The 26,368-nt window shown below is 61.2% G+C and carries 27 protein-coding genes and 5 tRNA genes; 1 reads left to right on the top strand and 31 read right to left on the bottom strand.

Annotated elements, in window-relative coordinates; translation table 11 throughout:
• Window positions 1–5 precede the first annotated feature (5 nt).
• The 5 genes from DW943_RS09460 to serS form a co-directional block, all read right to left on the bottom strand.
• Window positions 6–82, bottom strand: a tRNA-Arg gene (locus DW943_RS09460).
• A 158-nt stretch (window positions 83–240) separates the two neighbouring features.
• Window positions 241–317 (bottom strand) — tRNA-Arg (locus tag DW943_RS09455).
• A gap of 163 nt (window positions 318–480) precedes the next feature.
• A tRNA-Arg gene (locus tag DW943_RS09450) sits at window positions 481–557 on the bottom strand.
• A 76-nt stretch (window positions 558–633) separates the two neighbouring features.
• Window positions 634–1,011 (bottom strand): hypothetical protein, encoded by a 378-nt coding sequence (locus tag DW943_RS09445; protein ID WP_117583806.1) that lies wholly within the window; start codon window positions 1,009–1,011, stop codon window positions 634–636.
• Window positions 1,012–1,182: 171 nt separating this feature from the next.
• Window positions 1,183–2,466, bottom strand: coding sequence for a serine--tRNA ligase (gene serS, locus DW943_RS09440; protein ID WP_117862869.1), 1,284 nt, complete (start codon window positions 2,464–2,466; stop codon window positions 1,183–1,185).
• A gap of 111 nt (window positions 2,467–2,577) precedes the next feature.
• On the opposite strand from serS, the gene DW943_RS10615 reads away from it, so the two are divergent.
• Window positions 2,578–2,751 (top strand): DUF6724 family protein, encoded by a 174-nt coding sequence (locus DW943_RS10615; RefSeq protein ID WP_006235069.1) that lies wholly within the window; start codon window positions 2,578–2,580, stop codon window positions 2,749–2,751.
• 157 nt (window positions 2,752–2,908) lie between these two features.
• Here DW943_RS10615 and proC read toward each other — a convergent pair whose 3' ends face one another.
• The 26 genes from proC to DW943_RS09310 form a co-directional block, all read right to left on the bottom strand.
• Complete coding sequence (gene proC / locus DW943_RS09435) at window positions 2,909–3,679, bottom strand: pyrroline-5-carboxylate reductase (protein WP_117862868.1); 771 nt, start codon at window positions 3,677–3,679, stop codon at window positions 2,909–2,911.
• 73 nt (window positions 3,680–3,752) lie between these two features.
• The gene (gene rlmH / locus DW943_RS09430; protein WP_117862867.1) at window positions 3,753–4,223 is read right to left on the bottom strand and encodes a 23S rRNA (pseudouridine(1915)-N(3))-methyltransferase RlmH; all 471 of its coding nucleotides are present in this window, start codon (window positions 4,221–4,223) and stop codon (window positions 3,753–3,755) included.
• Window positions 4,224–4,229: 6 nt separating this feature from the next.
• Complete coding sequence (locus DW943_RS09425) at window positions 4,230–5,168, bottom strand: SPFH domain-containing protein (RefSeq protein ID WP_055250521.1); 939 nt, start codon at window positions 5,166–5,168, stop codon at window positions 4,230–4,232.
• 289 nt (window positions 5,169–5,457) lie between these two features.
• Window positions 5,458–5,544: transfer RNA gene (locus DW943_RS09420), tRNA-Leu, on the bottom strand.
• Window positions 5,545–5,587: 43 nt separating this feature from the next.
• On the bottom strand, window positions 5,588–6,502 hold the full coding sequence (locus DW943_RS09415; protein ID WP_233543649.1) for a TatD family hydrolase: 915 nt from the start codon (window positions 6,500–6,502) through the stop codon (window positions 5,588–5,590).
• Window positions 6,495–7,355 carry a 16S rRNA (adenine(1518)-N(6)/adenine(1519)-N(6))-dimethyltransferase RsmA gene (gene rsmA / locus DW943_RS09410; RefSeq protein WP_117862866.1) on the bottom strand — a complete coding sequence of 287 codons (861 nt, stop codon included), beginning with the start codon at window positions 7,353–7,355 and terminating at the stop codon, window positions 6,495–6,497. Before rsmA ends, DW943_RS09415 begins: the two co-directional genes overlap by 8 nt.
• Window positions 7,356–7,465: 110 nt before the next feature.
• Window positions 7,466–9,067, bottom strand: a complete 1,602-nt coding sequence (metG, locus tag DW943_RS09405) for a methionine--tRNA ligase (RefSeq protein ID WP_117765462.1) — start codon at window positions 9,065–9,067, stop codon at window positions 7,466–7,468.
• Between the two features lie 69 nt (window positions 9,068–9,136).
• Window positions 9,137–10,015, bottom strand: coding sequence for a 16S rRNA (cytidine(1402)-2'-O)-methyltransferase (gene rsmI, locus DW943_RS09400; RefSeq protein ID WP_055250527.1), 879 nt, complete (start codon window positions 10,013–10,015; stop codon window positions 9,137–9,139).
• Window positions 10,016–10,021: 6 nt separating this feature from the next.
• On the bottom strand, window positions 10,022–11,083 hold the full coding sequence (locus DW943_RS09395) for a glycoside hydrolase family 5 protein (protein ID WP_055309641.1): 1,062 nt from the start codon (window positions 11,081–11,083) through the stop codon (window positions 10,022–10,024).
• Between the two features lie 297 nt (window positions 11,084–11,380).
• Window positions 11,381–11,453: transfer RNA gene (locus DW943_RS09390), tRNA-Phe, on the bottom strand.
• Window positions 11,454–11,576: 123 nt separating this feature from the next.
• On the bottom strand, window positions 11,577–11,861 hold the full coding sequence (locus tag DW943_RS09385) for a ribbon-helix-helix domain-containing protein (RefSeq protein WP_035137167.1): 285 nt from the start codon (window positions 11,859–11,861) through the stop codon (window positions 11,577–11,579).
• On the bottom strand, window positions 11,836–12,126 hold the full coding sequence (locus DW943_RS10535) for a hypothetical protein (protein WP_117583813.1): 291 nt from the start codon (window positions 12,124–12,126) through the stop codon (window positions 11,836–11,838). Before DW943_RS10535 ends, DW943_RS09385 begins: the two co-directional genes overlap by 26 nt.
• A gap of 58 nt (window positions 12,127–12,184) precedes the next feature.
• Window positions 12,185–12,544, bottom strand: a complete 360-nt coding sequence (locus DW943_RS09375; RefSeq protein WP_233543648.1) for a DUF192 domain-containing protein — start codon at window positions 12,542–12,544, stop codon at window positions 12,185–12,187.
• Entirely contained in the window at window positions 12,541–13,017 is a 477-nt protein-coding gene (locus tag DW943_RS09370) for a TadE/TadG family type IV pilus assembly protein (protein ID WP_117563701.1), read from the bottom strand. Before DW943_RS09370 ends, DW943_RS09375 begins: the two co-directional genes overlap by 4 nt.
• A complete protein-coding gene (locus tag DW943_RS09365) occupies window positions 13,017–15,077 on the bottom strand; it encodes a hypothetical protein (RefSeq protein WP_117862864.1) in 2,061 nt (686 codons plus the stop codon). Before DW943_RS09365 ends, DW943_RS09370 begins: the two co-directional genes overlap by 1 nt.
• 76 nt (window positions 15,078–15,153) lie before the next feature.
• Entirely contained in the window at window positions 15,154–15,690 is a 537-nt protein-coding gene (locus tag DW943_RS09360) for a TadE/TadG family type IV pilus assembly protein (protein WP_117563703.1), read from the bottom strand.
• Window positions 15,626–15,844, bottom strand: a complete 219-nt coding sequence (locus tag DW943_RS09355; RefSeq protein WP_117563704.1) for a hypothetical protein — start codon at window positions 15,842–15,844, stop codon at window positions 15,626–15,628. Before DW943_RS09355 ends, DW943_RS09360 begins: the two co-directional genes overlap by 65 nt.
• Before the next feature lies 1 nt (window position 15,845).
• The gene (locus DW943_RS09350; protein WP_128620524.1) at window positions 15,846–16,409 is read right to left on the bottom strand and encodes a hypothetical protein; all 564 of its coding nucleotides are present in this window, start codon (window positions 16,407–16,409) and stop codon (window positions 15,846–15,848) included.
• Window positions 16,373–16,606, bottom strand: coding sequence for a hypothetical protein (locus tag DW943_RS09345; protein ID WP_089572694.1), 234 nt, complete (start codon window positions 16,604–16,606; stop codon window positions 16,373–16,375). Before DW943_RS09345 ends, DW943_RS09350 begins: the two co-directional genes overlap by 37 nt.
• A 10-nt stretch (window positions 16,607–16,616) precedes the next feature.
• Window positions 16,617–17,258, bottom strand: coding sequence for a type II secretion system F family protein (locus DW943_RS09340; protein ID WP_117862863.1), 642 nt, complete (start codon window positions 17,256–17,258; stop codon window positions 16,617–16,619).
• A complete protein-coding gene (locus tag DW943_RS09335; RefSeq protein WP_117563706.1) occupies window positions 17,255–18,181 on the bottom strand; it encodes a type II secretion system F family protein in 927 nt (308 codons plus the stop codon). The genes DW943_RS09340 and DW943_RS09335 overlap by 4 nt, the downstream gene beginning before the upstream one ends.
• Window positions 18,154–19,482: a CpaF family protein gene (locus DW943_RS09330; RefSeq protein ID WP_006235095.1), complete on the bottom strand. Its 1,329-nt coding sequence runs from the start codon at window positions 19,480–19,482 to the stop codon at window positions 18,154–18,156. The genes DW943_RS09335 and DW943_RS09330 overlap by 28 nt, the downstream gene beginning before the upstream one ends.
• Window positions 19,479–21,128, bottom strand: coding sequence for a P-loop NTPase (locus DW943_RS09325; RefSeq protein WP_117862862.1), 1,650 nt, complete (start codon window positions 21,126–21,128; stop codon window positions 19,479–19,481). Before DW943_RS09325 ends, DW943_RS09330 begins: the two co-directional genes overlap by 4 nt.
• The gene (gene cpaB, locus DW943_RS09320) at window positions 21,128–21,787 is read right to left on the bottom strand and encodes a Flp pilus assembly protein CpaB (protein WP_233543647.1); all 660 of its coding nucleotides are present in this window, start codon (window positions 21,785–21,787) and stop codon (window positions 21,128–21,130) included. The genes DW943_RS09325 and cpaB overlap by 1 nt, the downstream gene beginning before the upstream one ends.
• 252 nt (window positions 21,788–22,039) lie before the next feature.
• Window positions 22,040–22,993, bottom strand: a complete 954-nt coding sequence (gene rsgA, locus DW943_RS09315) for a ribosome small subunit-dependent GTPase A (protein WP_199572876.1) — start codon at window positions 22,991–22,993, stop codon at window positions 22,040–22,042.
• Window positions 22,994–23,463: 470 nt separating this feature from the next.
• The gene (locus DW943_RS09310) at window positions 23,464–26,145 is read right to left on the bottom strand and encodes a cation-translocating P-type ATPase (RefSeq protein WP_117862860.1); all 2,682 of its coding nucleotides are present in this window, start codon (window positions 26,143–26,145) and stop codon (window positions 23,464–23,466) included.
• Between the last annotated feature and the right edge of the window lie 223 nt (window positions 26,146–26,368).

Raw genomic sequence — 26,368 nt, 5'->3', positions numbered from 1 at the left:
TCAAATGGTGCGGCGTATAGGATTCGAACCTATGACGTTCTGATTCGTAGTCAGACCCTCTATCCAGCTGAGGTAACGCCGCAACTTGTTGATTATTATGCACAGGGACTGAATAATGGTCAAGCATTTTTTCAAAAAAAGTTATCGAATTTGATTTTTAATCATTTGGAGGGCTTGGCGCGATCTTCGACGCATCGCGATATAAGAAAAGCCCCCGTCGCCGGGAGCTTTAAAGTCAATTGGTGCGGCGTATAGGATTCGAACCTATGACGTTCTGATTCGTAGTCAGACCCTCTATCCAGCTGAGGTAACGCCGCAACGCACGGATTATTATGCACGCGAGCCCCCGATGGGTCAAGCGACAATTAGAAAAAATTTTACGGAGTGATAATTAAGTTGTTCGTGCCTCGACCGAGGTTCGAATCCCTGTCTGGTCTCCAAAAAAGAAAAGCCCCCGTTGCCGGAGGCTTCAAGTTCAATTGGTGCGGCGTATAGGATTCGAACCTATGACGTTCTGATTCGTAGTCAGACCCTCTATCCAGCTGAGGTAACGCCGCAGCGCAAAACATATAAAACCACTTTAGCTTATTGGAGTCAAGCACAATCTCAAACTTTTTTTGGAACGCAGTTTTGTCATGCTGCTCCGCATATACCGTCGTTCCCAGTACGATCGATTGGCTTTTCGATCACGTCAAACTTAGCATCAAGTTCCCTCAGGAGCGATCTCACCCGCTGGGCACAATCATAATCGGCAAACGAGATACTCAACATGCGAGCAACCTGGTTAGATGTCCGGACCCCATAGAAATGCTCCAGGGCCACAAGCCCCTCGTGCGCCACAAACGTCTCAACCACATGCGGCGACTCCTCGTAGCACCATTGGGTCAACGGACCCTCGCTCGTCTGTCGAACCACCAGACCACCCATGCCAGACGGCTCACACGTCACAAGCAGGTACTCCCCGCCCTCGTCGCTCTCAAACAAAACCACCCGATCATCAAACAGCTCCATCGCGTCCCCTTTCTCTCGCTCTTATTTAGCAAAAGCATAGCAGGTAGATGGCTGTATATAGAACAGTTGTTCGTGTGTTTTCTATTGAGCTGTCCGCACAGCATGGTATGGCCGCACACAAAAAGGGCACCCCAAAAAGGAGTGCCCTAGCAAATCGCTTATGCAGCCAATCTACGCGACCGGCTCGATCTTCTCGAGGCCGCCCATGTAGGGACGCAGAACCTCGGGGATCGTGATGGTGCCGTCAGCGTTCTGGTAGTTCTCCAGAATGGCTGCCATGGTACGGCCAGCCGGCAGACCGGAACCGTTGAGGGTGTGCAGATAGCGCGAACCCTTGAAGTTCTCGGGGTCGCGATACTTGATGTTGGCGCGACGGGCCTGGAAGTCACCGCAGTTGGAGCAGGAGCTGATCTCCTTGTAGGCGTTGTAGCTCGGCAGCCAGACCTCGACGTCGTAGGTCTGACGGGCAGAGAAGCCCAGGTCGCCGGTGCACAGGCTAATCACGCGATACGGAAGACCCAGCTGCTGCAGCAGGAACTCGGCCTCGGCGGTCATACTCTCGAGCTCCTCGTCGGACTCCTCCGGCTTGGCAAACTTGACCATCTCGACCTTGTCGAACTCGTGCTGGCGAATGATGCCGCGGGTATCGCGACCAGCGGAGCCGGCCTCCTCGCGGAAGCAGGGGGTGAAGGCGGTGTAGCGGCGCGGCAGGGTATCGGCGTCGAGGACCTCACCGGCGTGCAGGTTGGTGAGCACGACCTCGGCGGTGGGGATCAGGAAGTTGTCGCCCGAGACGTGATAGGCGTCGTCCTCGAACTTGGGCAGCTGGCCCGTGCCGAACATGGTCTGACGCTTGACGACGATGGGCGGCCACCACTCCTTAAAACCACGGCTGGTGTGCGTATCGAGGAAGAAGTTGATGAGGGCGCGCTCAAGACGGGCGCCGGCGCCACCGAGAACGGTGAAGCGGCTGCCGGAGAGCTTGTTGCCGCGCTCGAAGTCAAGGATGTCGAGGTCGGTGCCCAGATCCCAGTGCGGCTTAAAGTCGAAGTCGAACTCGCGCGGGGTGCCCCAACGACGGCGCTCGATGTTCTCGTCCTCGTCCTTGCCGTACGGCGTGGCCTCGCACGGAATGTTGGGCAGGTGAGCCATGAAGTCGTACTGCTCCTGCTCGAGGGCGGTGCGGCGCTCGGCCAGACCGTCAATCTTCTCGTTGACGACGCGCACGGCCTCCTTGGCGGCCTCGGCCTCGTCCTTCTTGCCCTCCTTCATCAGGGCGCCGATCTTCTTGGACTCGGCATTGCGCGTGGCTTGAAGTTCCTCAACCTCGGTGATGACGGCACGACGCTCGTCGTCGAGCTCAAAGAACTTCTCACGATCCCAAGACGTCTGGCGGTTAGCCATGGCGACATCGATGGCATCGGGGTTCTCGCGAACAAACTTGATATCAAGCATTAGATCCTCCGGCGATATACATTCCATTTAGGTTGCAACCTTGTACATGTATGGGCAAGTATATACTTATGAGCGTTTACGACCCAACTCAACTACGCAAGAAGGCACCCAATGGACGCAGTTTTTTCCTTTTTGTTTGGCACCCGCACCGGTTTTGCCATCCTTTTCGCCGGCGGCATCCTGCTGTTTGCGATTCTTGCCTTTGTAATGGAGAAGCGCACCCATAAGATGTATGTCGACCGCGGCCCCAAATCCGAGGACGAAGAAGACAGCTTCTGGGACTAACCCGCCAAAAAGGGACAGGTTTATTTTAGTCGGTTTTATCCGGGCAAACGCAAGCGCCCCGCAACTGGAATTGAGCCAGTTGCGGGGCGCTTTTCGCTAAAAGGACAAAACCGCAGGAAAAACCTGCCAACATAAACCTGTCCCTGAATAGCAGGTTTTACTGGAGGGTTGCGTCGATTGCCTTGACCAGGGCGCTGCGCATGCCGGCGTCCTCGAGCGCGACGACGCCCTTGATGGTGGCACCGCCGGGCGAGCACACGGCATCCTTCATCGCTGCGGGATGCTGACCGGTTGCGAGCTGCAGCTTTGCCGTACCCAGCACCATCTGGCTCACAATGCGATAGGCATCAGCACGCGGGATACCGTGCTTGACCGCTGCATCGCCCAGGGCCTCGATTGCCATAGCGACAAATGCCGGAGCGCAACCACCCACCGTGCCGCCCACGAACAGCAGGCTCGTATCGAGCTCGACCACCGCACCGAGCTTGCCGAGCAGGTCGAGCACCACAGCACGCTGCTCGTCGTTAAGCGTCGAAGCCTTCTCGCAGGCGATGACGCCCTCGCCTACCGAAACCGGCGTGTTGGGCACCGTCGAGATATGCGCGACGCCCGGCAGGACCTGCTCCCACTTGGCACTGCCCCAGGTCCAGGCAACCGACAGAACGACCTTTTTGGCAAGAGCATCCTTGATCGGGGCGAATACCTTCTCGATCATGTACGGTTTGACCGCAGCGACCACGATATCGGATGCGGCGACAACCTCGGCGGCATCGTGGCAGGCGACCATGCCGCGCGCCTCGCAGCGCTCAACCAGCGCGTCGTAGCGACCCGCGCAGGCGCACATGTCGCTCGCAGCTACACCGGCAGCGATCCAGCCATCGGCCATAGCGCTCGCCATATTGCCAAAACCGACAAATCCAATCTTCATATCTCATAGTCCTTTCAGACACATTCCTCAAAACGAAAGGTATTGTCCCACGCCATTGTTTCGTATTGCCGACCTATTTGTGATACGGCTCGCCACGACTGATCTTGCAGGCACGGTAAATCTGCTCTAGCAGCACCACACGCGCCAGGTTATGCGGCAAGGTAATGCGTCCAAAGCTGAGTATCTCGTCGGCGCGGGCGCGCACCTCATCACTCACGCCGTCCGAACCGCCGATTACAAAGGCAATGTCGCTGCTGCCTCGCAGCATAAGATCGTCGAGCCTCGCCGAAAACTCCTCGCTCGAGCGCTCCTTGCCCTCGATAGCCAGCAGGATCACATGCGCTCGAGATGGCAAGGCGGCAAGAATCGCCGCCCCCTCCTTGTCGCGCGCGGCATCCACGCCGCCCGCCTTAGCCGGGTCGATATCGGCCACCTCGCGGATATCCACCTTGGCATAGGCACCTAGGCGCTTGGTGTACTCAGCGCACGCGTCCTTCCAAAAGCGCTCCTTGAGCTTACCGACGCAAACGACGGTGTATTTCACGCGCGTCTACTCCTTCGAATCGTTTTGAACTTTGCCGGCGGCCAGCATCTGCTCGAACATCGAGGCCGACTGCGAAAAGTCGCTCGGCAGCACGACCGTCGAGGTTTTACCCGTGCGAGCGAACTCCGTCATCATCTCGGACCACTGCGTAAACATGAACAGTTGGTTGGCCTCGTCATTGCCGACACCCGTCTCCTGGATGATCTCGAGCGAATCTTTGATACCCAGCGCGATGGCCTTGCGCTGGTTGGCGATGCCCTCGCCCGCCTTTTCCATAGCCTCGGCCTCGGCGGTCGCCTCGGTGACGCGCTTGATGCGGTCGGCCTCGGCGAGCTCCTGCGCGGCAGCGCGCTTGCGCTGGGCAGCGTTGATGTCGTTCATGGAGTTCTCAACCTCGGTCGGCAGTGCGATTTTGGTGATGAGCGTCGACACGAGGGTGAAGCCGTAGGCGGCCATCTGCTCGGAAACGGTAGCGTTGACATCCTTGGCGATGTCATCCTTCTTGGCAAAGACCTCATCGAGTGTGTAGACGGGGATGGAGGAGCGCAGGGCGTCGGTGATGAAGTCGCGCATCTGGTCGACGGGCTCCTGCAGCATGTAGTAGCTCTTGTAGATGCCCGAATCTGCCGGGCCGGCGCCCATGTCGTAGCTCACGTGGTACTGAGCGGAGACCTCAAGACCGATGGTCACGTTGTCCTGGGTCTTAACGTCGATGCCAAAACCGTTTTTCATGGTGCGCAGGCTCACCGTGGCGGCCTTGCGGTCGATCACGGGCACCTTCACGTGGAAGCCCGCGTTGACGATACGGTTGAACTTACCCAAGCGCTCGATGATTACGGCGTGCTGCTGTTCAACGACATAACAGGCGTTGGGGAGCAGCAGCAACAGGATGATGATGGGAATCAAAAGGCTGGTAAGGGCGGCGATGATACCGGAAAACAGCATGGTCTCTCCTCTGATAGGCACACGTTGGTACTAGGATACCCGTCCAAGGAGATCGTGCATAACAAAAAGAGCTCCCATTGCTGGGAGCTCTTTCAATCAATGGTGCGGGCGAAAGGACGTCCGCGTATCCGCTTCGCGGATCCGCACCGGCTTCGCCCGCCTGCCGGCGGACTCGCCAGCTCGCTAAAAACGCTCCGCGTTTTCTTGACGCTCGCTCCTTCACAGGTTCAAGTCCCTGCGATGGGCACATAACAAAAAAGCCCCCATTGCTGGGAGCTCTTTCAATCAATGGTGCGGGCGAAAGGACTTGAACCTTCATGGGGTTGCCCCCATACGGACCTGAACCGTACGCGTCTGCCAATTCCGCCACGCCCGCGTGCAGGAATTAGAATAACGGAGCGCCATCGCGAACGCAAGAACTATTTTTGAAAAAGTTTGCAGGCATTTTCCCAAGCGGCTTGCGCGATTGTTTCGGCGTCCTCACCAGTGCGATCGACACGGTCGTTAACCAGCGCGTTTGCCGTAATGGAGATCATTGCGGGCTCGCATTCAAGACCGCGGATGGGCTCCGGAGCCATATACGGGCAATCCGTCTCGAACAAAATGCGGTCGAGCGGGGTCGCCGCAAATGCCTCGCGCACGTCGTCGTTGCGCTTAAAGGTGGCCGCACCACCATAGGCGATATAGCAGCCCAGCTTCACAAAGCGCTCCATCGTGGCGCGGTCCTCGCCAAAGCAGTGCAGCACACAACCGGCCTGGGGCACGCCCACCTCACGAAGCACGTTGTACGCATCCATATGCGAGGTGCGCTCCCCATCCGAGTCCTCGTGCCGCAGGTGCAACTCCACCGGCACGTTACGGCACGCGGCAAGCTCGAGCTGGCGCGCCATGCAGTCAATCTGCACGTTATGAGGTGCCGGCGCGATATCGTCATCATAGTCCATGTGGTAGTCCAGGCCGATTTCGCCAATACCGGCGCATAAGGGGTCATCGAGTGCGGCAACGACCTGTGCGTGAACGTCGTCGGTATAGTCCGGCGCGCCATACGGATGCACGCCGGCAAGATACTTGATCTGCGGGATATCCTGCATCGGCAGAATCTCGCGCGTCAGCCAGTCGCTATAGTCCGTCACGCTGCGCTTATCGGCAATGGGATCGAAGACCGTCACCAACAGGTCGATGCCCGCGGCTTTGGCGCGCACGAGTGTCTCGGGCACTTCTTTGCCCCAAAACGAAAGCAGATGCGCATGCGTGTCAGCAAGCGGTGCCAAGGGCACGGGACAAGCAACCGTCTTCTTTTTCTTGGTAAACGTCACGCGTTCGGCATTAGGCATCATGGATTAGCTCCTGGGCCAGACGGACAAAGTCGGCAACATCAAGCGTCTCGGCGCGCGTGGTGGGTGCGATACCGCAAGCCTCAAAGGCGGCATCGAGCACGTCCTTGGCAAAACCGTTGGCGCTCATGGAATTGCGGATGGTCTTGCGACGCTGAGCAAATGCAGCGTCAATCACGCGGGCCACAAATTCGCGATCGAGTTCTTCGGGCACCACACCGTCAACACGGTCGATACGCACGACGGCCGAGTCCACGTGCGGCGCCGGCATAAAGCAACGCGGCGGCACCTCAAAGCGACCCGTCACCTGCGCATACAGGCCGAGCTTTGCCGTATAGCCGCCATAGGTCTTGTTGCCCGGCACTGCGGCAATGCGATCGGCAACCTCCTTTTGCACCATGACGACAGCGCGCTTAAGCGCGGGCATCGTCTGGAAGAACTGAAGAATGATCGTCGCCGCCACGTTATAGGGCAGATTCGCGACAAACACCGTGGGTTCACCACCGGCGGCCTGCTCAATCTGCTCCGGCGTCACCTTGAGCGCATCGTCCATGATAAAGCGGAAGTTGGCATAGTCGGCGGCGTGGGCATCGAGCACCGGCTCAAGCTCGGGATCGGCCTCAATGGACGTAACGCACGCCGCTTCCTGCAGTAACGCAAGTGTCAACGTTCCACAACCCGGACCCACCTCGAGTACGCGCTCGTCACCTGCAAGCTCGGCAAGCTCGCAGATACGCTCGATCACATGATTGTCGATTAGAAAGTTCTGGCCCAGGCGATGCTTGGTCGCAAGGCCAAACTCCTCCAGCAGCTCCCTGGTGGCCGTGGGGTTTGCCAAAGGCGAAGTTGTCATGGTTGCCTCCTTAGCATGATGGCGGCGTCTTGAAACAAAAGGGCATGGACCGTGGCGGCCATGCCCTTACAGCTAAACAGCAAATTGCCGATATGGCGCTCGCGCGGTCTCTACGCCAGACGCGGGAACAGCGGATCGCCCTTCTCGACGGGCTGACCACCAGCAAGCAGGCCCCAAGCGCAAATGCCCTTGAGGTCGTCGCTCGCGGCCTCGCCCTCACAGGACAGGCGGCGCAGAGCCTCGACAGAAGTCTGGGGCATGAGCGGCATCAGCAGGTGGGCGGCGATGCGGATGGCCTCGAGCAGGCTGTAAATCACAAATGCCAGCTCGTCAGCCTTGGCCTCGTCCTTGGCAAGCGCCCAGGGCTCGGAGTCCTCGATGTAGTGGTTGGCGGCATGGATGAGCTCCATGACCTCATCCTTGGCTCCGCCGTAATCGAGCATGTCCATCTTGGCCATGTAGCGCTCGACCAAACCGTCGGCAATCTTTGCCAGCGGGTTATCGAACGCGTCGGCAGACGCCGGTTTAGCCGGGGCGCAGCCGTCAAAGTACTTTGCGCTCATGTTGAGCGAGCGCGAAATGAGGTTGCCCCAGCTGTTGGCCAGATCGGCGTTGTAGACCTGCTCCATGCGATCGAAGCTGATGGCGCCGTCGGTACCGGGAACGACGTCGGTCATAAAGTAATAGCGATAGCCCTCGACGCCCAGCATGTCGATAACGTCCTGCGGAGCGATGGCGTTACCGCGGCTCTTGGACATCTTCTCGGCCTTGCCTGTCTCGGCATTGCGCACGGTCAGGAAGCCGTGGGCAAAGACGTGCTCGGGCAGGGCCTCGCCGATGGCCATGAGCATGGCGGGCCAAATGACGCAGTGGAAGCGGATGATGTCCTTGCCCACGATGTGGAACTGCGCGGGCCAGCGATAGGCCAGCTCGGCACGCGCCTCGTCGGTGTCGACACCGTAGCCGACGGCCGTCATATAGTTGAGCAGCGCATCGAACCACACGTAGGTCACGTGACCCTCGTCAAACGGGACCTGAATGCCCCAGTCAAAGCTCGTGCGGCTCACGGAAAGGTCGTTAAGGCCGCCCTCGACAAAGCTACGTACCTCGTTCATGCGGAACGCAGGCTCGACAAAGTCGGGGTGCTCGTCATAGAGCTTGAGAAGCTTGTCCTGGAAGGCGGAAAGCTTAAAGAAGTAGGACTCCTCCTGCACGCGCTCAAGCGGACGGTGGCAGTCGGGGCATAGATGCTGGCCGACGCTGCCGTACTCCTCGTCGCCCTTCTGGACCTGCGTATCAGTGAAGTAGGTCTCGTCAGGCACGCAATACCAACCGTCGTAGCTGCCCTTATACAGGTAACCGGACTCCTTCATGCGCTCCCACAGATACTGCACGGCATGATGCTGGCGCGGCTCGGTGGTGCGGATGAAGTCGTCGTTGGAAATCTCGAGCTTGCTCCAAAGCTCCTTGAAGTGCGGGGCCTGGCTATCGGTCCACTCCTGCGGCGTCATGCCATGCTTGGCTGCGGCCTCGGCGACCTTCTCGCCGTGCTCGTCCATGCCGGTCAGGAACTTGACGTTATAGCCGGCGGAACGGCGATAGCGAGCCTGAACGTCGGCGATGATGGTGGAATAAGCCGTGCCCAGGTGCGGATCGGCGTTGACGTAGTAGATGGGCGTCGTGATAAAGAACGAAGGCTTGCTTTGATCCATGGGGTTTGTCCTCCAGAAAAACGTTGCATACAGAGGATGATTCTAGCGCAAGGGCTGGATATCCTCCATCTATTGCATATCGAGCACCATGGCATAGACATCGCGCTTGCGGCGCGAATACTTCTGAGACAGGCGCTTGGCCACCGCAGACGCGGGCTCCCCCTCCTCGAGCGCGGCGCGGATATCCTCGCGCAGGGCCTCGTCGGGATCCGCTACCGCAGCGCCAACCGGCGCGATGCCGGCCTCCTCATCCTCGCTCGGCGGCGCGATGACCAGCGCAATCTCGCCCTTTACCTCGCCGCGAGCACGCAGCTCCTCGGCAAGCTGGTCAGCGGGCCCGCGCAAGACCTCCTCGTGCAGCTTGGTGAGTTCGCGGCAGACGGCAACCTCACGCTGGGGAAAGACCTCCGCCACGGCCTCGAGCGTCGCCACGATGCGATGTGGAGACTCGTAGAAGATGAGTGCGCCGGGCACCACGGCAAGGCGCTGCAAACGGCGCACACGGTCGCCGTGCTTTCGGCCCAAAAAGCCCTCGAAGAAAAAATGCTCGCAGGGAATGCCGGACGAAACAAGCGCCGTGACGCAAGCAGAGGGCCCGGGAATAACTTCGACGGGCAAATCGGCCTCACGCGCCGCCTCGACCAGCGCCTGGCCGGGATCGGACACGCTCGGCATGCCGGCGTCCGAGGCAAAGGCGAGGGTCTCCCCCGCCAGCAGACGGTCGACCAGGCCGGCAGCGCGGCTAGCGATCACATTCTCGTCGCAACGGACAAGCGGCTTGGAAATGCCCAGGTGCATCAGCAGCTTTGACGTCACACGCGTGTCTTCGCAGCAGATGACATCGGCAGCGGCAAAGGCCTCGCCAACGCGCGGGGACAGGTCACCCAGGTTGCCGATGGGCGTGCCGACCACATAGAGTTTGCCCGTATGGGCGCTGTTTTGCGTCATATCAACCTATTCAATCATGCCGCGCTCGAGCGTACCGAGCGCCGCGCGGGCGTCCCATGCTGCAATGCGCTTCTCGGTCTTCCACGTTTGGAAGAACCAACCGGCAGCCGGCGCAAACGAAGCCAGCTGGTTGGCGATAAACACGCGCTCGTAGGCATTGCGGCCCTCGGGCGTAACCGACGAGTTGGCAAAGATCGCCGCGCCCGACCATTCGCCCACCAGCACGGGGAACCCAGTCGAAATCGCTTCTTTAAGCTCGCGCTTGTTACGCGAAATCGCCGTCGTCAGCCCGCGAGGGCTCGTGATGTCGAGCGCATACTCGTCGCGGTAATGGTACAGGTGAAGGTCCATGTAGACGTTCTTGTACTTGGCGCCGCGCATAAAATGCTTCCACTCGCTGGGATGCCCCGACGACGAGAAGACGACGATCTTATCCTCGGGCATATACGAACGGACGAGCTCGTAGGCATCGCGATAGAAATTGCGCAGGTAGTGAGCGGGAATGCCATCCGTCATGGTGAAGAGGCTCTTGCGAACGCTCATCTGCGGCGTGTCCAGCAGCTCAATGCCCAGCAGGCTCTCGGCCTCGCCATAGCGATCGGCCAAGCGCTCGAGCACGTCGAGTGCGACATGGCGGCCGTTGGTGGACGAATGCCACTCGGCAACAGCCTCCGGCGTGGTGGGCGAATCGTTGGAATCGCCCTGGCCACCGGGCACGGTTGCCAGATCGAGCAGCACGCGGATGTCGTACTTGGCAGCCCACTCAATCGCGCGGTCGATGTAATCGACAACCGATATGTAGGAGGCATCGGACTCCTGTGAGCCAAAGGCATACCAAGGCACCGGCAGACGCACGGCATTGAGACCGATCTGCGCCATGCGACGAAAATCGTCCTCGCTCACAAACGTCTCGTAATGGCGGCGCATGCGCTCGTTATAGGCGGCGGTACCCATGGCCTCCTGTAGCTCGGCCGCGTTGGATGCACCGGTCGCCGCGTACAGCGACGGGGTCACCCAAGGCTCGGGAATAAACCAGCCAGAGAGATTAACGCCGAGTATCCTCTCCATCACTGCCCCCTTCGGATCATGCAGGTCGAACCCGCATCGTATTGCATAGGATAAGTATCGTTTTGAGTATACCCACGTGTGCGGACAGGCGACCGAACGGTCTGTAAAGTGACGCGAAAGTGGGAGGAATGTCTGGGAGCAGACGAGCTCGGGATGGTGCGATGAGGTGTGTACGCGCGCCAGAGGCAGGCACCGGAAAGCATGTCCCGTTCTATCGCTCAATAATGGGGCGCATTTTCCGCAGAACCCTACATAAAAGAAAAGGACCCCTTTGCAGAGGTCCTAGTCAATTCAAGGTGGCGGGGAAGGGAATCGAACCCCTGACACGAGGATTTTCAGTCCTCTGCTCTACCAACTGAGCTACCCAGCCATTTGAGGTGTGCCTTGTTTCAAGGCTTGATTAGTATAACCAAGGACGCGTTCCGGTCAACCGAGAATTTCAAAAAAGTTTTTGAGCACAGCCTCGGTTCTTTAAATCGGCACGTCAGAGGCATCAGCCGGCAGCAAGAAGTTTTTCGCTCAGAGCCGCACGGGCAAACTCACTTGGCGTCATCCCCTCGGCAGCCGCCCGTCGACGAATGGCCTCCTTCATTCCCAGAGGAATCTTGACCGACAGCGTTGCCGTCCCCTCACCTGAGAGTGGGGGCCGTCCATGCACGATCCCACCAACGGTGTGTTCGCCATCCGGAAACTCTCCGCGCTCGTACGACTCGCACCACGCGTCAATCATTTCATCCGTTACAACCTGACCATTAGCGGCCGTATACGTCTTGCCCATCATCGACCCCTTTGCCGAGCCCGTTCAATCTCCTGCCAAAATTTCTTCTGGACTGGAGACAAGGCATGAATGATAAGCCCCCACGGACAAGCTCGACCGCGACAAGCTCCACGCTTCGTCCGTCTGGGAGCCATCCAATCGCAAGCCATCTCGGCGGCTCGTCCTTCGGCTCGCGACGAATGCACTCAGTAACCGCAAGCCAAGCGCTAAGCACCTGCTTTTCCGTCAGGTGCTTTTTAGCGTTGGGATGGATCTCAACATCCATGCATCTTCTCCTCCATCTTACCCAATTTCGTATGACGAAAGTCCGCTGTCGCCAATTCTTAAGCCGGCACGCGTTGGAGAGCAGGGGTCGAAACAATGATTGAAGGACGCTCTAGTACGGCCCAGGCGCCGGGGCAGGAGCACATACGCCAGGGACGTACGTTTTCGTAGCATACGAGGACATAGCCACGTGCATCGATAAAGGCGATATCGATGGGATAGGCCATAAAACACGTATGGACCGAAGAGCAGCGTGGAAATGCCATGACGAGCGGCAGACCGTTGGCGGCAACCGGACACCGTCCCAGCATGCCGCGCAGGCGCACGGCAAACGACTCCGCCACCGCAAACTCGGCCGGCGTCCAGCGCAGCCTATTGAGTGCCCGCGCGTAGGCGATGTAGGACGAGACCGCGGTCACATGACCACCCCCGGACGCCATGGATCGACCGTCACCGCGCGCTCGTGCGACAACGTTGTCGGCGCCCCCAGCGGAACGCCAGCGATGCTGAGAGAAGTCGGCCACGGCTCATAGTGCATGGTGCAGGTGTAGGTCCTAAACGTACCGGATAGGGAGAGCAGGCCACCATCCGATGCCTCCGCGCCTTGCTCGCTCGACACTTCGATCTGCAAGTCATAGCCTTCCATGGCATTCAGAATTTGAGTCCGGACCGTCGCCGAGGCATCGACAGAGCTTTCGTCGCCCTCCCCGCTCGGCGCCACGGCGTGCGCCAACACGATGTCGGGCACCACGCGGTCGAAGCGCGCGACAGCGCTGGCATAGATCATGACGTTGTATACGATGAGTGCCAGCACCAGCAAAACGGGCGTAACCACTGCTATCTCCACCGTCGCTTGGGCGCGCTCCTCGCGCAGACGCATGCGGATACTCATTACGACCCACCGCCCAGAGCGCCAACCAGCGTGGCGACATCGACGGTGAGCGGGATGGAGCCGCCGCCGGGCAGAGGAATCTCCGCAAGCGTGAACACCGTACCGCTGATGGTGCGTTCGACTTGATATTCCAACGCCTCGCAAAGCGCCTTGGGATCGGTCACGCCCAACGGAATACTTCGCAGTTTGTCTTGCGCTTGAGAGAGACCAGCAATGTCAGACCCCGGGCTCTTAATGACGTTGGCGGAATCAGTCAGCACCGGCTTTCGCAGGCGCAAGTCGCACGGTTCCAAACCCAGCGCCGCCACGGACGCCGAAACGGTATCGCCGAGCCACGATGCGATGGAGCCCAACGCGCCGCTGCCCCCTCCTAGGCCTTTAATCATCTCGTCCATAAGTTCGTCGGCCGAACCTTGGATGTCTCCGTATCCCACAAGCAGCCGTCCCCAGACATCCATGACGCCATCGAGTACGCCGGCAACGCCACCCGAGCGTTCCTTCAATGTCGAGAAAAATCGCGAAAGCACGTTGTTTTGCGCCGTCGCCTCATCGGGCGCCAGCACCGCGGCAGAGATGGCACCGCGATCGCCAAGCCTGACTGCCGTGTTAAACGAAGAGTTGAGCTCATCGGGGCTCGAGATGGCACCCGAAACCGCAAAGGCGACCACGCCGTTGCGACCGGGCGGAGCGATACGCGGACGCTCGCCCGAAAGCGCTTTAATGGCCTGGTCAAACGCATTGCTCGCACGGTCGGCCTCATCCTCGGTCTGACGCATGAGCTCAAGCTCTTTGTTCCGACATTTGACGTATTCCTCCAAGGCCTTTTTGAACTCGTCGAAGTGATATTCGAAGCCGTTTTCGATAGAGGTTGAAGGCGCCGCAACAGCACCAAGCGACAAAACGCCAAAATGGCATTTGCTGCATTTATCCTGTCCATCGTAATCGGCAACCGAAGCAAATCCGCTCGGCGTCCCTTTCTTATAGTTAGGGCAGGTCGTCCCGTAATGCAGATACGCCTTGTCATCGTTCACGCTAGTCGGCCACACCGCATCGGTATAGAGTTCCGTCGCCCGAACCTCATCAGAGTTGCGCGGCAGCAGCGGAATATAGGAGGAAACCCTGTCTCCGTTCTCGGTTATATGCGCCCGATCGACCTCCGCGCTCGCATAGGTATAAAACGCCTTACGCGCCGCAGACTCTGCCTTCATCTCGACACTCGAGCCGTGGGGCTTCTCATTTGTCAGACGCCAATGGTAGTAGTCCTTCGCGCGATCAAGGGCAACTTGGGGCTCCCACGTAACGCTCGATGAGTAATGCGGATTTTGAACACCGGAGAGATCCGTTAGGCTTTTCGCACGCTCCCACATGCAAGAACAGCTGCCGACCGAGCCCTTGTCAGACCCACCACAATCCGCCAGCCAAGCACGCTCTTTAGCCTTCGCCGTGTCCTCAGAAGCCTTCCGCAGCTCCTCGGCCGCACACTCTAAATCATCTGATGTGTCTTTAATGGCATCGGTCGAGATCTCGGACCCCTCGAGCGCAGCGAAGTCAGACTCGGATGTCCTGGGCACGGCAAGCGCCGTACCGGTATAGGTCACACTATCGGTATCCTGCGCCGACACCGCCTGCGTGGCACGCGCGGCGATCAGATACGGCAGAGCCGTCTCGATTTTCTGTAAGCCTTCCGATGCGCTTTTGGCAAACTTGTTGCGCGTTTTAATGATCTCAATCCCGGTGTCGACCATATTGCCGGCAACCGGCTCGGCACCCGGGATGAGGATGGCGACCAGGCCCGTCCCGATCGTGGCAAACCCCGCCAGCCCCAGACTCAAGATGCTCGCATCAACCACCGTGGCAGCCGTGTGATAGGACGACACTACGTTGGCACCCGCCAGCGCGCCACTATCAGCCGCCACCTGAGTATCCCCGGCACGCGACATGCTCCATATCGCCGCGGTCGACGAAAACAACAATGTGAGCACCACTAGGATGACCACGGCAGAAGAAAGCGTGGTATAGGCGCCGTCTTCGATAAACAGATCGACACCGGCTCGACCCATAAAGCCGCCTCGTTTGCGGAGAGCGCCTGGTCGACGGCGGGCCGCAAACCCTTGCGTCACCCGCAACAGGCAGCGCCTAATCCCATGCAGCAATCCACGAATCATAATCTCCCTCCAGCCATTCGGGACGCGATTGATACGAGACATCGACCTTGAGCTCAACGTAGCCGCCCTCGGCGGTACCACCCATAGCCTGCGCAAACGCACCGATCACAGGCAACGGCTTGACCTCGCCGGAAACGGACACGGACGAGACGCCACCCGCACCGGCCCGGCCAAGCTCGATATCCCACGACAACGGCCCGCCGGCATGAAAGATCGAAACGTTGGGCACTGCGGCAAGTCGGCGGCGGGTGAACTCCTTAAGATCGTCGTCCTCCGCCGTCGTCGTGGTCATGAGCCGCGCGGTCTCGGCGGCGGCAGACTCCATGACCGCGCGCGTATAGAGCAGGCACACCGGTTGCAGCGCGAGAAGGATGAGTGTCAGAAACGTCGGCAGCAAAAAAGCGGCCTCGACCGTAGACTGCGCCCGGTCCTCGCGCGCGGCATCAATACAACGCGATGTCCTTAGCGGCCGCAGCGGCGTCGATAACCGACGTCGAGGCAACGCCATGGGATGCCGCCCGCTCAACCAGCGCCGCCAAGCGCCCATCGGTGCCGGCACGCCAAAGTCCCGCGATCGCCAGCACGATCGATAACAGCGCCACCGTGACGATGGCGTATTCGACCGTCGCCTGGGCAGATTCCTCACGCAGGACATCATGCATTTCACGATCCCTCCTTTGAGTCCGTTGCCTGCGGGCTCAGGCGCACGGCGCGCAGACGACACGAAGCATCGCCAGCATCCGCGGCAATTGTCACCATATCGACCCAGCCGCGTTCGTCGCGCACGATGGCGCCCCACACGTTTCCCTTGATGTCGAGATAGCCGCTCAGAGCAAGTTGCGCCGTGGGTACCTCGCGATAGGCACGCAGCATATCCGCCGCCGCTTCGGTCATCGGTCGGTCCTCGGACCATGCAAGCCGGACCGCAATCGCGTTGCCCTCAGGCGAATCCGTCGCAGTGCCAGACCGCTTGTCGAGCGTCCGCAGAAAGGTTTGCGCCGTGACAGCGACATCCGAATCGTCCGCATCTCGCATCTCATCTTTTTGAGACGCCACCGCCGAATCTGAGCCCAAATCGGAGGCGGTCCCAGGACGCTGCTGCCGCGCGGCGTTAAGCCCCCAAAGCACCGCCGCTATCGCCACGGTCAGGCAAGCAAACACCAGCAGCACCCCGATGGGGCGCTCGCCCTCTACAGGCTGTTGATGCCCTCGCTGATAGCGTTCCATAGATCTTGGACCTTGCCCTTAAATGCGACGATGGCGATAATCGCGATCACCACGAGCACGCCGACCAAGATGGCATACTCGGTGGTACCCTGTGCACTCTCCTCCTGCAATAGTTCCTTGGCGCGCTGACGAACATGTGCCGCCCGGCAAAACGCCCAGCCCTGGACCTTGCCAGCAGCGTCAGTCATCGTGTTCATGTATTCCTCCCTACATCATCCCGCCTGCTCCCAGCAGCGGGCCCAATATGGACAGAAGCAACGCCGGCAAGATGAGCGTGCCGGTGGGAATCAGCAGCTTGACGGGTGCACGCTCGATCTCGCGCTCGACCGCGGCGCGATGAGCCGCACGGATCTCGCGACTTTGAGCGGCCAGCGTCTCGGCAAGTGGGGCACCCAGGGCGAGCGCCCGCCCCACCGTGATGGCAAAGGTCTCGAGCGCTCGCACGTCCAGGTCGCGCGCGGCGGCCAACAACTCGTCCTCACGCGTGCCCACGCCCACCTGCCACGCCATGCAGGCGCGCTCAAGGCGAAGAGCCAGCACTGACCGGCGGTTGGCGCAGAAAATCTCAAGCGCCGCATCAAACGAAAGACCGGCCGAAAGACCCAAGCGCACAACATCGATCATCTCGGACACTTCGCCGAGCGACACTCGCGCCGGGCCGCCCGCTCCAACCGCGCCCTTCACTCGCGCGGTCAGAGCATCGACCACCGAGCGACCCGCGGCAGCGACCAGCACCGCCTCGCGCTTGCAGGCCCCTGCGATCTTGCGTGCATCCGCCCGATCCAAACCCGTCGCGACAAATACACTCAGGGCGCACAGGCAAGCCGCAACTGCAACCGGGGCGCTCATAGCTCCACCCGCATAATGCGCCGGATAACCACCAGGGCAACGGCGTTGAGGGCAAGACCCAGCACCACAGCGCCCGCGCCGGCAGGCGTCGCAAGACCGCGACGAAAATCTGCCGAAAGCAGCGCCAACACCGCGCACATGCCCGCCGGCATCGCCGCGACCATATGCGCAGACATGCGAGCCTGCGACGTCTTAACATCCAGGCGGCGCTTGAGCTCAATGCGCTCCCCCACCATGCTCGACGCCTCGGACAGCAAGTCGGCAAGCGGAGCGCCGGTGCGCTGAGACACCTTAAGCGCCAAGGTCACAAGCGAAAGACCGGGGGCGTCGATACGCACGAGCAAGTCATCGAGCGCGTCGGTCGCCGAGATGCCGCAATCGATCGCCGCCGCCACCCGCAAAAACTCGGTATGCACTGGCTCTTGCGCATGAGCGCCCACAAAGCGCATGCCCTGGGCCAGCGAATGTCCCGAGGCAAGCGACATGGAAAGTGCGGTAAACGCCTCGGGCATTGCCTCTTCTGCATCGTGTTGCTCGCGCCGGCTCTCAAAGCCATCCCGAGCGGCACCAACGGCAAACGGAGCAACAAGTCCCAAGGCAAATCCGAGGGGCGATAACGACACCATCGTTAGTAAAACGCAGCAGACACCGCTCGATAGCAGCAGAAACGCCAAACGTCCCGAAGCATCTTCGATCACGAGGCCAAGGCGATGCGCCGGAGCCAGCGATGCCCACGAACGGGCGATCTTTTTCAGCAGATCGTTTTCCACCAGCTCACGCGGCAGCTTCTCTGCCACCGTCTCGAGCGCCTGACGTGCCAGCTCCGCCGGCGGTACCTGCGGCACACGAGGTTCCGCCCCGCACGCCGTCGCGACAGAAAGCCCTGCCAAGCCCCCTACGACGAGGGGCACAGTGATCTCCATTCGTCCACCTCCTCTTGTGTGAGCGTCCCCGACCGCAGGCCTTCTGCGATAAACGGCGGCTCGCGGTCAAGCGTCCAGGTGCGCTCGGCGGCATCGAACGTCACATAGCGCTCGAGCTCTACGCCGCCCGATGCGGCGCGTCGCACCCCCGAATACGAGGAGACGAAGCGCCTGCCATCGGCGTGGCGCTCGGACATCACGATACCGTCGAGTGCCATGGCAATCTGCTCCTCGATGAGCTCGCTCGGCAGATCGATGCCATAACGTGCAAGCAACGTCAGACGCACCACGGTCTCCTGTTCTGAACCCGCATGAAGCGTGGTGAGCGACCCGTCGTGGCCCGTGTTCATGGCCTGCAACATGTCGCAGCACTCGGCACCGCGCACCTCGCCCACCACGATGCGGTCGGGGCGCATGCGCAGGGCATTAGTCACCAGGTCGCGGATCGTCACCGCGCCCTCGCCCTCAATTGAAGCCTCGCGCGCCTCTAGGCGCACCACGTGCGGATGATGCGCAAACTTGAGCTCGGCAGAGTCCTCGATCGTCACGATGCGCTCGCCGGTGGAAATCTCACATGACAACGCGTTGAGCAGGGTGGTCTTACCAGATCCCGTGCCTCCCGCAACCGCCAGGTCCTGTCGCAGCGACACCGCACACGACAGCAGCTGCGCATACCAAAGCGGCAGCGATCCCAACCCCACGAGCTCGTCCAGCGAGCAGATACGGTCCGAGAACTTTCGGATGGTGAGAATCGGTCCGTCAATCGCCACAGGCGGAATCACCGCGTTGACGCGATAGCCCGTTTTGAGGCGGGCGTTGACGATGGGGCTGCGCTCGTCGATACGGCGGCCAAGTGGCGAGATAATGCGGTCGATAAGCACACGGATCTGCTCATCATCCTCAAACGCATGCTCGATGGGGTACAAGACGCCGCCGCGTTCAAAGAAAGCCGAGCGGCAGCCGTTGATCATGATCTCGGTAACGGTGTCGTCCTCGATGAGCGGCTGCAACGGCCCCAAGCCCACCACGTCATCCAAAATCTCGTCGATGATGGTCTCGCGCTCGGGCGTCGCGAGATCGGTCGGCTCCTCAACATTGAGCGCCGCCTCCACCGCAGGACGCAATTCCGAGCGGGCAAGTGCCGGGTCGATATAGGCGCTGATACGCGCCACTTCGTCGTAACCCATGCGGTCCATCACGGCGCGCTTGGTGCGTCGTTTCACCGCGCGGCGACGCCCCGCATCTACAGGCGCTGCCGCCGCCGCAGCGCCGGCAGCCTTAATCCTCGTTTGCAGGCTCATCGCTGATCACCCTCGCGCAACCAGGGAAGGCGGATACGCGGGCGTTCGGTACGCGTTGCACGGTCGGCGACCATATCGCCCCAAGGGCCGACGGCGCACCCCAGTTCCACGAGCATCTCGCGCGTGGCCTCGCGCATGCTAGTCGCAAAAGCACTGGTCTGCCCCACCGCCTCGTCAGCGCGCCCAAACGCCATGAGCGCGGCGAGATCCTGCCCGCCATCGGCGATACGAATCTTGGAGCTCAACGCACAGGCAATCTCAAAGCGCATGGCGACGTCCTCGTCTGCCCCGCGCGCACCGAACCGGTTGAACACGGCGCTCATGCGCGTGCGCGGCACACCTACTCGACTTGCCAGTTCGATGACGCGCGACGCCGATGTCGCGGACGACACCGCCGCATCGCCAACGACCAGGCAACGGTCGCTCGCCGCCACCGCAGCCGCCACGGCGTCGCCCCAAAAGACCGAGGTATCGATAAAGACCACGTCGGATTCGCGACGCAGAACATCAAGCAGTAGCTCCACCGGACGCGCCATGAGCTCAGCTTGCTCGGGCGCCGCGACGGGACCCCAGAGCGTAACGCCCGGCGCCACGCGCATCGATGTGGCTACGATATCCGGCTCGGTGAGCGTGCCCGCCGCCGACGGCTCGATAAGTGCCGCCATATCGCGCGGAGCATCGACGCCTAACAAGTCGTAAAGGTTTCCAAACATCAGGTCCAGGTCGAGCACGGCGGCACGCAAGCCCAACAGCGACGATGTGTGTGCCATGGTGGCAACGATCGTCGACTTGCCGCAACCGCCCGAACCCGAAATAGCGCAGATGACTGGAGCTCGATGCGGCGGAGCGGTAGCGTCTGCCGGCGGCATCGGAGGCGGCGGGGCGGGCGTCGGTGGCAGCGCCCCCGTCTCCCCCGCCGCAACCACACGCTGCATCCAAGCCGGCATGGCTGCTTGTTCGGTCTGCGAGGCAGGCTCGTTCTGCGCAATCTGCTCATGCTGCATTAGCGACAACTCGCCGCACCCGGCAAAGCCCTCAACTTCGTCGAGTTCATCCACCAGATTCACGCCGTGCACGTATCCCATATCTACAGCCGGGGAGTCGCCAGCATGCTGCGCCGGCCCTCCAGCGTCATCGCATACAAGGGGGTTCCGGGGGCGCCGACCATGCTCGGCTTCCGCTTTTCCATAATCATCAACACGCGGGCCTCTTGTAGCGCGAGGCGCCCCGGGTTCCCTATCAACAAAAGCATCGGGCTCAATCGTCATGCGCCGATCGGAATCAACCGCTCCCTCGCCCGCACGCCCGTTGCCGCATATACTGTGCGCAGCGATGACCTCGGTCGCCCCCGCGCGAAACAGCCCCTCGATATCCGACGGATCGAGCGCTTCTATCAACACGACCACGCGACTCACGCGGCCTTCGGCCGTCAGGCGCGCAACAGTCTTGCGCACATCTTCGGTATCAAACAGAGACGCCGCGATGATGGCAGCCCCGCGGCGCGACGGAAACGCCCGCGCCATGGAAACCAGCCCGTCCAGGTCACCCACGCGAAGCACCTGTGCACCCACATCACGGCCCTCGACTTCCCGCTGCAACAGCCCGTAATCGCCGCACGCGCAGCACGCAAGCCAGATCGCCTTCATCACTCGTCGCCTCCGCTCTTTTTGCCGCGCGCCGTGGCGGGAATCGTCAAGCTGACCGTTCCCTTGCCCGAGGCTCCCAGCAGTTCCTTGACGTCTTCGGGGTCAGCCGCCAGCGTCACCCATTCGATCTTGCCCTCGCGCGTGGAACCGGAATCCTCACTGGTATCGATCACGTACGCGCCGCACAGCCGATCGGTTACGCCGTCTTTTTGCACGTACACGTCCACGTAGCTGCCCACGCCCGCAGCACCGCCGACCGAGTGCTCGGCATCGACCGCCACCGAAACGGCGACCTTGCCCTTAGGTACCTCGAGCATGTGGCTCTCGGCCTTGGTGTAGACATTGCAGATCACGGCGTTTTTGGGAATACGCGAAGTCGTCACGTCGCCGCGCACCTGGCGTAGCTCGGTCGCCGCGTCACGCGGCAGCAGACTCGTCAGCCACTCCTGGGTTATGACATTGGTCTCATCGAGGGTCTCACCCACATCGATATCGCGCGCCGCGACGCATACCTCGACGCGATCGCCACCGTACTTGGCCAAGGCCTCAGCCTGGACCTGTTCGGCTTGCGAGCGGATCGACGAGCCGTAAACCATGCAGAGCAGAGCAGCGAGCACGCCCGCGACCAGACTGATGGCGATGCGCTTGCTCTTGTTCACGGCCGCTCCTCTCATGGCAGTGCCGGGCGAATGCCCGTACCACCATTGTCTGAGCGGTCAGAGTGCAAAGCGGCGCAATCGCAATCTTGGTTTTCGATGTCAAACCAATCGCTGACCAAAAGCTGACCAGCCCGTCAAGCTCGTGGCAAGGTTTTGGTCAGCACGTCAGCAAACTGCATGTTTCGAGGCTTTTCCGCAGCAAAAAAGCCGTCTCCCGAACAGTTGGGAGACGGCTGTCATAGGAAAAATCAATTACAGATGAACATCGGGATCGAGCATTTGAGCACTCACGCGCATGGATGACGCCAGGTTTTGGAACGTTTCCAGACGCAGTCTATCGATCTGCCCGGCGTCCTCGGCCTCGCGAACGGCGCAACCCGGCTCATGGGTATGCGTGCAATCGCCAAACCGGCACGCGCGCGATGCCTCGACAATCTCGGGGAAGGCGCGGGCCAGTCCCCGCTCGTGACCCACGAGCGGTAGGCTGCGCAGGCCCGGGGCATCGGCGATCACGCCGGCGTCGCCCGGCAGCGTCACCATCACGCGCGCGACGGTAGTGTGACGGCCCTGGTCGTCGCGTTCGCGCACACCGCCGGTCGCCAACGTATCGTGGCCCAGCAGTGCATTGAGCAGCGTCGACTTGCCGGCACCCGACTCGCCCAGAATCATGGCGCAGCTCCCGGCAGGCACGCAGGTACGGACCTCGTCCAGGCCGCGGCCCTCGGCAGAAGACGTCACGATCACGCGCACGTCCGGACCCACCAGACGGCGCACGCGGTCCAGATCGCGCTCGAGCTCCCCGGCATCGCAGCGGTCAGCCTTGGTGAGCACCACCACCGGCTCGGCATCGCAGTCGAGCGCCAACACCAGCGAGCGCGCCACACGGTCGAGCAGCACCTCGCCGGCACCGAGCGCCTGCACGATTAGCACGCTATCCACGTTGGAGCAGAGCACCTGGCGCTCTCCGCGGGCACGGCCGCGCCAACGCTCAAAGCTCGTACGGCGCGGCAGTACGCATTCAATCACGCCCATATCGTGACCGGGAGCGCGGCGCACCGCCACACGATCGCCCACGGCAGGCAGCAGGACCTCGTCCCCACCGCGCGACTTGGCAAATCCCACGGCATGCTCGGCGCGGAAGGTATCGTCGGCAGTCGCCACCAGCGGAAACCCACGATCCAAGCGCACCACGGCGCCAAGCTGCATCTGCTCGGGCTCCTCGGCATGTGCGCAGAAATCATCAAAGGCAGCCTGCTGAGCTTCATCGACCGGCAGGTCATCGAACGCCGGAACGTCCTGCAGCGCGTCGAGTCCCGGCACGCTCGCCAGCAGCTCCTCGGCAGACGCGGGAGCCTCGGTCGCGAGCTTCCGACGACGATCGCGCTTAGCCCGCGCCCCCGTCGTCTTTTTCTTCGCCTTAGCCTTAGCCTTAGCCACAAACGCCTCCCCGCACCAAAAATCACAACTGAGCAGGTATTTTAAATCAAAAAGAGCTGGCCGGGCAAAGCCCGACCAGCTCACAAACTTTCCCTCAGCCCTTATCATCCGCGCGAGGAAAGGCAGCGGAGTCACCGCAGGGCCCGCCCCGGAAGCCCTTTCTCCCGAACGATCCCGCAGCGCGAAGCGCGAGGACCAGTGAGGGAGAAAGGGCGTGGGGCGGGCCCGGGCAGGTTAATCTACTCCTTCTCGACCGCGCGCATGATCGCCTTGTAGATCTCCATCAGCGGGATGATCAGGAAGGCCAGGCCCAGGGCAGCGACAACTCCCTTGAGCTCAAGCGTCACGGGGCCAAAGAACATCTCGGCAAGCGTCGGCTGCACGGTTACGATCACCGTCAGCACCAGCGCCAGCGCGGCGGAAGCCCACAGCCACTTGTTCTGCTTCTTCATGGTGAACAGCGACGCACGACGGCTGCGCATATTGAAGCAGTGGAAAATCTCAACCATGTTGAGCGTGATGAACGCCATCATCACGCCTTCCTCGTCGGCATTGCCGGCGATCATATCGGCGATATGGATGTAGCCCATGTCAAAGTACACGCCCACAAAGAAGCTCGCCAGCACCAGCACGGTGATGATTAGGCCCTGGACCACACAGTCCAGACCCATATGTCCGGCAAAGACACCGTCCTTGGCGTTGCGCGGCTTGCGCTTCATGATGTCGCCCTCGGCATCCTCCATGCCCAGCGCGAGCGCGGGGAAGCAGTCGGTGACCAGGTTCACCCACAGCAGCTGCACCGGCTGGAAGATGGTAAAGCCGATGAGCGTGGCGATAAACACCGAGAACACCTCGGCAAGGTTGGCCGAAAGCAGGAACTGGATGACCTTGCGGATGTTGTCGTAGATGCGACGGCCCTCTTCGCAGGCACCGATGATGGTGGCAAAGTTATCGTCGGCGAGCACCATGTCGGCGACGTTCTTGGTGACGTCGGTACCAGTAATGCCCATGCCCACGCCGATGTCGGCGCGCTTGATGGACGGGGCGTCGTTGACGCCGTCGCCCGTCATGGCCACGATCTGGTCGCGCGACTTCCAAGCCTCGACGATGCGTGTCTTGTGCTCGGGTTGGACGCGGGCGTACACGCCGTAGTCCTCGATGTGCGCGTCGAGCTCCTCGTCGCTCATGCGATCGAGGTCGGCACCGGTGATGGCATGGCTGCGATCGGTGACGATGCCCAGCTGCTTGGCGATGGCCACGGCGGTGTCGATGTGGTCGCCCGTGATCATGACGGTGCGGATACCGGCATCGTGCGCCTCGCGGATGGCGTCGGCGGCCTCGGGGCGGACAGGGTCAATCATGCCGGACAGGCCGCAGAAGACCAGGTCGTGCTCGAGCGCAGCGGGGCTGCAGTCGCTCGGGACCTCGGTGTAGGTGCGGCTTGCCAGCGCCAGCACGCGCAGAGCCTCGTCGGCCATGGCCTTGTTGGCGGCCACGAGCTCGGCGCGACGCTCCTCGGTCAGCGGGACGACCTTTTCGCCCTCGTAGATATGGGTGCACAGGCCGATCACCACGTCGGGCGCGCCCTTGGTGTACTGCTCGTACTCGCCATCCAGGGTCTCGACGATCACGGACATCATCTTGCGGCCCGAGTCGAACGGGGCCTCGCCCACGCGCGGATGCTCGGCAGTCAGGCCGGTGAGGCCAGCCTTGCCGGCGTCGTTGACGAGCGCGCACTCGGTCGGCTCGCCCACGGCCTCGCCCAGCTCCTCGTCCCACTGGGCATCGGAGCAAAGGGCCATACCGGCCAGGAACTTCTCCTTAGGCGCAGCGAGCTCGTGCTTGACGACGGTCATCTTGTTTTGGGTAAGGGTACCGGTCTTGTCGGAGCAGATGGTCTGCGTGCAGCCGAGAGTCTCGACGGCAGAGAGCTTGCGGATGATTGCCTGGCGCTTAGCCATCTTGGTCACGCCAAGCGAAAGGACGATGGTCACGACGGCGACCAGGCCCTCGGGGATGGCAGCGACGGCGAGCGAGACGGCGACCATAAAGGTATCGAGCAGGGCGGTCGGGTCGGTAAGAACGTTGCCCACGCCGTGGCGGATGATATCAACGCCAAAGATGACGACGCAGATGACGATAACCATAATGGTAAGGATGCGGCTGAGCTCGGCGAGCTTCACTTGCAACGGCGTGAGCTCTTCCTTGGCCTCGGCCAGGGCGCCGGCGATCTTGCCCATCTCGGTGTTCATGCCGGTGCCGACCACGACGGCGCGACCACGGCCGTACACGACGGTGGAGCCCATATAGCACATGTTCTTACGGTCGCCGAGCGGCACGTCATCGGTGCCCGCGGCAAGCTCGATCACGTTGGCGTGCTTCTCTACGGGCACGGACTCGCCGGTGAGCGCGGCCTCTTCGATCTTCATCGTGGCGCTCTCGAGCACGCGGCAGTCGGCCGGGACGGAGTCGCCCGCCTCGAGCATGATCACGTCGCCGGGCACGAGCTCGGCGCTCGGCAGGTGCACGAGCTTGCCGTCGCGCAGCACCTTGGACTGCGCCGCACTCATCTCCTGCAGGGCCTCGAGGGCCTCCTCGCTCTTGGCTTCCTGGACCACGCCCAGCACCGAGTTGACGATAACGACGAACATGATGATGGCAACATCGGCAAAGTCGGGCTCGCCCTTGACCATGCCCGTGAGCGCACTGATGACGGCGGCAACGATCAGCATGATGACCATGGGGTCGGCCATCTGCTCAAAGAAACGCTTCCACAGCGGCGTCTTCTCGGCTTCCTCGAGCTTGTTAGGGCCTGTCTTGGCAAGGCGCGAAGACGCCTCGTCGTTGCTCAGGCCGAGGTTCTCATCGACACCTTGGTCGCTGAGCACCTCCGCCGCGGCGGACAGGTATTCCTTTTGCATATAGAGTCCCCTCCTGGGATTCGGGCCACTCAGCAGATTGATGCCCGATCATAATTCCCAGGAGAAGGGCAAGGGCTCATCAAGGCTGCCGTGCTGAGCGGCAGTTGATAGTGGAGCTATGGTACCCCAAAGCGACGCGTCTAGCCAAAACAATCGGTTTGGAAATATGGTCCGCACGCAACCCTTGATTATCGACTTTATCCGAACACCTCCCACATTCATC

Source organism: Collinsella sp. AM44-11, from assembly GCF_003467145.1.
Lineage (GTDB): Bacteria > Actinomycetota > Coriobacteriia > Coriobacteriales > Coriobacteriaceae > Collinsella.
The sequence above is the reverse complement of the archived record's forward strand: the minus strand, read 5'-3'. Positions and strand labels throughout refer to the sequence as shown.

What these genes read in the sequence shown, in the direction of transcription:
- DW943_RS09325 (WP_117862862.1), bottom strand. Translation starts at nt 21,128, where the DNA reads ATGAAGGCGATCTGGCTTGCGTGCTGCGCGTGCGGCGATTACGGGCTG.
- DW943_RS09385 (WP_035137167.1), bottom strand. Translation starts at nt 11,861, where the DNA reads ATGGGCAAGACGTATACGGCCGCTAATGGTCAGGTTGTAACGGATGAA.
- rsgA (WP_199572876.1), bottom strand. Translation starts at nt 22,993, where the DNA reads ATGCAGCTTGGCGCCGTGGTGCGCTTGGATCGTGGGTTTCCGCTGGTG.
- DW943_RS09445 (WP_117583806.1), bottom strand. Translation starts at nt 1,011, where the DNA reads ATGGAGCTGTTTGATGATCGGGTGGTTTTGTTTGAGAGCGACGAGGGC.
- DW943_RS09310 (WP_117862860.1), bottom strand. Translation starts at nt 26,145, where the DNA reads ATGCAAAAGGAATACCTGTCCGCCGCGGCGGAGGTGCTCAGCGACCAA.
- DW943_RS09395 (WP_055309641.1), bottom strand. Translation starts at nt 11,083, where the DNA reads ATGGAGAGGATACTCGGCGTTAATCTCTCTGGCTGGTTTATTCCCGAG.
- rsmA (WP_117862866.1), bottom strand. Translation starts at nt 7,355, where the DNA reads ATGACAACTTCGCCTTTGGCAAACCCCACGGCCACCAGGGAGCTGCTG.
- DW943_RS09360 (WP_117563703.1), bottom strand. Translation starts at nt 15,690, where the DNA reads ATGGCGTTGCCTCGACGTCGGTTATCGACGCCGCTGCGGCCGCTAAGG.
- DW943_RS09370 (WP_117563701.1), bottom strand. Translation starts at nt 13,017, where the DNA reads ATGAGTATCCGCATGCGTCTGCGCGAGGAGCGCGCCCAAGCGACGGTG.
- rsmI (WP_055250527.1), bottom strand. Translation starts at nt 10,015, where the DNA reads ATGACGCAAAACAGCGCCCATACGGGCAAACTCTATGTGGTCGGCACG.
- DW943_RS09415 (WP_233543649.1), bottom strand. Translation starts at nt 6,502, where the DNA reads ATGCCTAATGCCGAACGCGTGACGTTTACCAAGAAAAAGAAGACGGTT.
- DW943_RS09335 (WP_117563706.1), bottom strand. Translation starts at nt 18,181, where the DNA reads ATGGAGATCACTGTGCCCCTCGTCGTAGGGGGCTTGGCAGGGCTTTCT.
- DW943_RS09350 (WP_128620524.1), bottom strand. Translation starts at nt 16,409, where the DNA reads ATGGAACGCTATCAGCGAGGGCATCAACAGCCTGTAGAGGGCGAGCGC.
- DW943_RS09340 (WP_117862863.1), bottom strand. Translation starts at nt 17,258, where the DNA reads ATGAGCGCCCCGGTTGCAGTTGCGGCTTGCCTGTGCGCCCTGAGTGTA.
- proC (WP_117862868.1), bottom strand. Translation starts at nt 3,679, where the DNA reads ATGAAGATTGGATTTGTCGGTTTTGGCAATATGGCGAGCGCTATGGCC.
- DW943_RS10535 (WP_117583813.1), bottom strand. Translation starts at nt 12,126, where the DNA reads ATGGATGTTGAGATCCATCCCAACGCTAAAAAGCACCTGACGGAAAAG.
- metG (WP_117765462.1), bottom strand. Translation starts at nt 9,067, where the DNA reads ATGGATCAAAGCAAGCCTTCGTTCTTTATCACGACGCCCATCTACTAC.
- DW943_RS10615 (WP_006235069.1), top strand. Translation starts at nt 2,578, where the DNA reads ATGGACGCAGTTTTTTCCTTTTTGTTTGGCACCCGCACCGGTTTTGCC.
- serS (WP_117862869.1), bottom strand. Translation starts at nt 2,466, where the DNA reads ATGCTTGATATCAAGTTTGTTCGCGAGAACCCCGATGCCATCGATGTC.
- DW943_RS09365 (WP_117862864.1), bottom strand. Translation starts at nt 15,077, where the DNA reads ATGGGTCGAGCCGGTGTCGATCTGTTTATCGAAGACGGCGCCTATACC.
- DW943_RS09345 (WP_089572694.1), bottom strand. Translation starts at nt 16,606, where the DNA reads ATGAACACGATGACTGACGCTGCTGGCAAGGTCCAGGGCTGGGCGTTT.
- DW943_RS09355 (WP_117563704.1), bottom strand. Translation starts at nt 15,844, where the DNA reads ATGCATGATGTCCTGCGTGAGGAATCTGCCCAGGCGACGGTCGAATAC.
- DW943_RS09425 (WP_055250521.1), bottom strand. Translation starts at nt 5,168, where the DNA reads ATGCTGTTTTCCGGTATCATCGCCGCCCTTACCAGCCTTTTGATTCCC.
- DW943_RS09330 (WP_006235095.1), bottom strand. Translation starts at nt 19,482, where the DNA reads ATGAGCCTGCAAACGAGGATTAAGGCTGCCGGCGCTGCGGCGGCGGCA.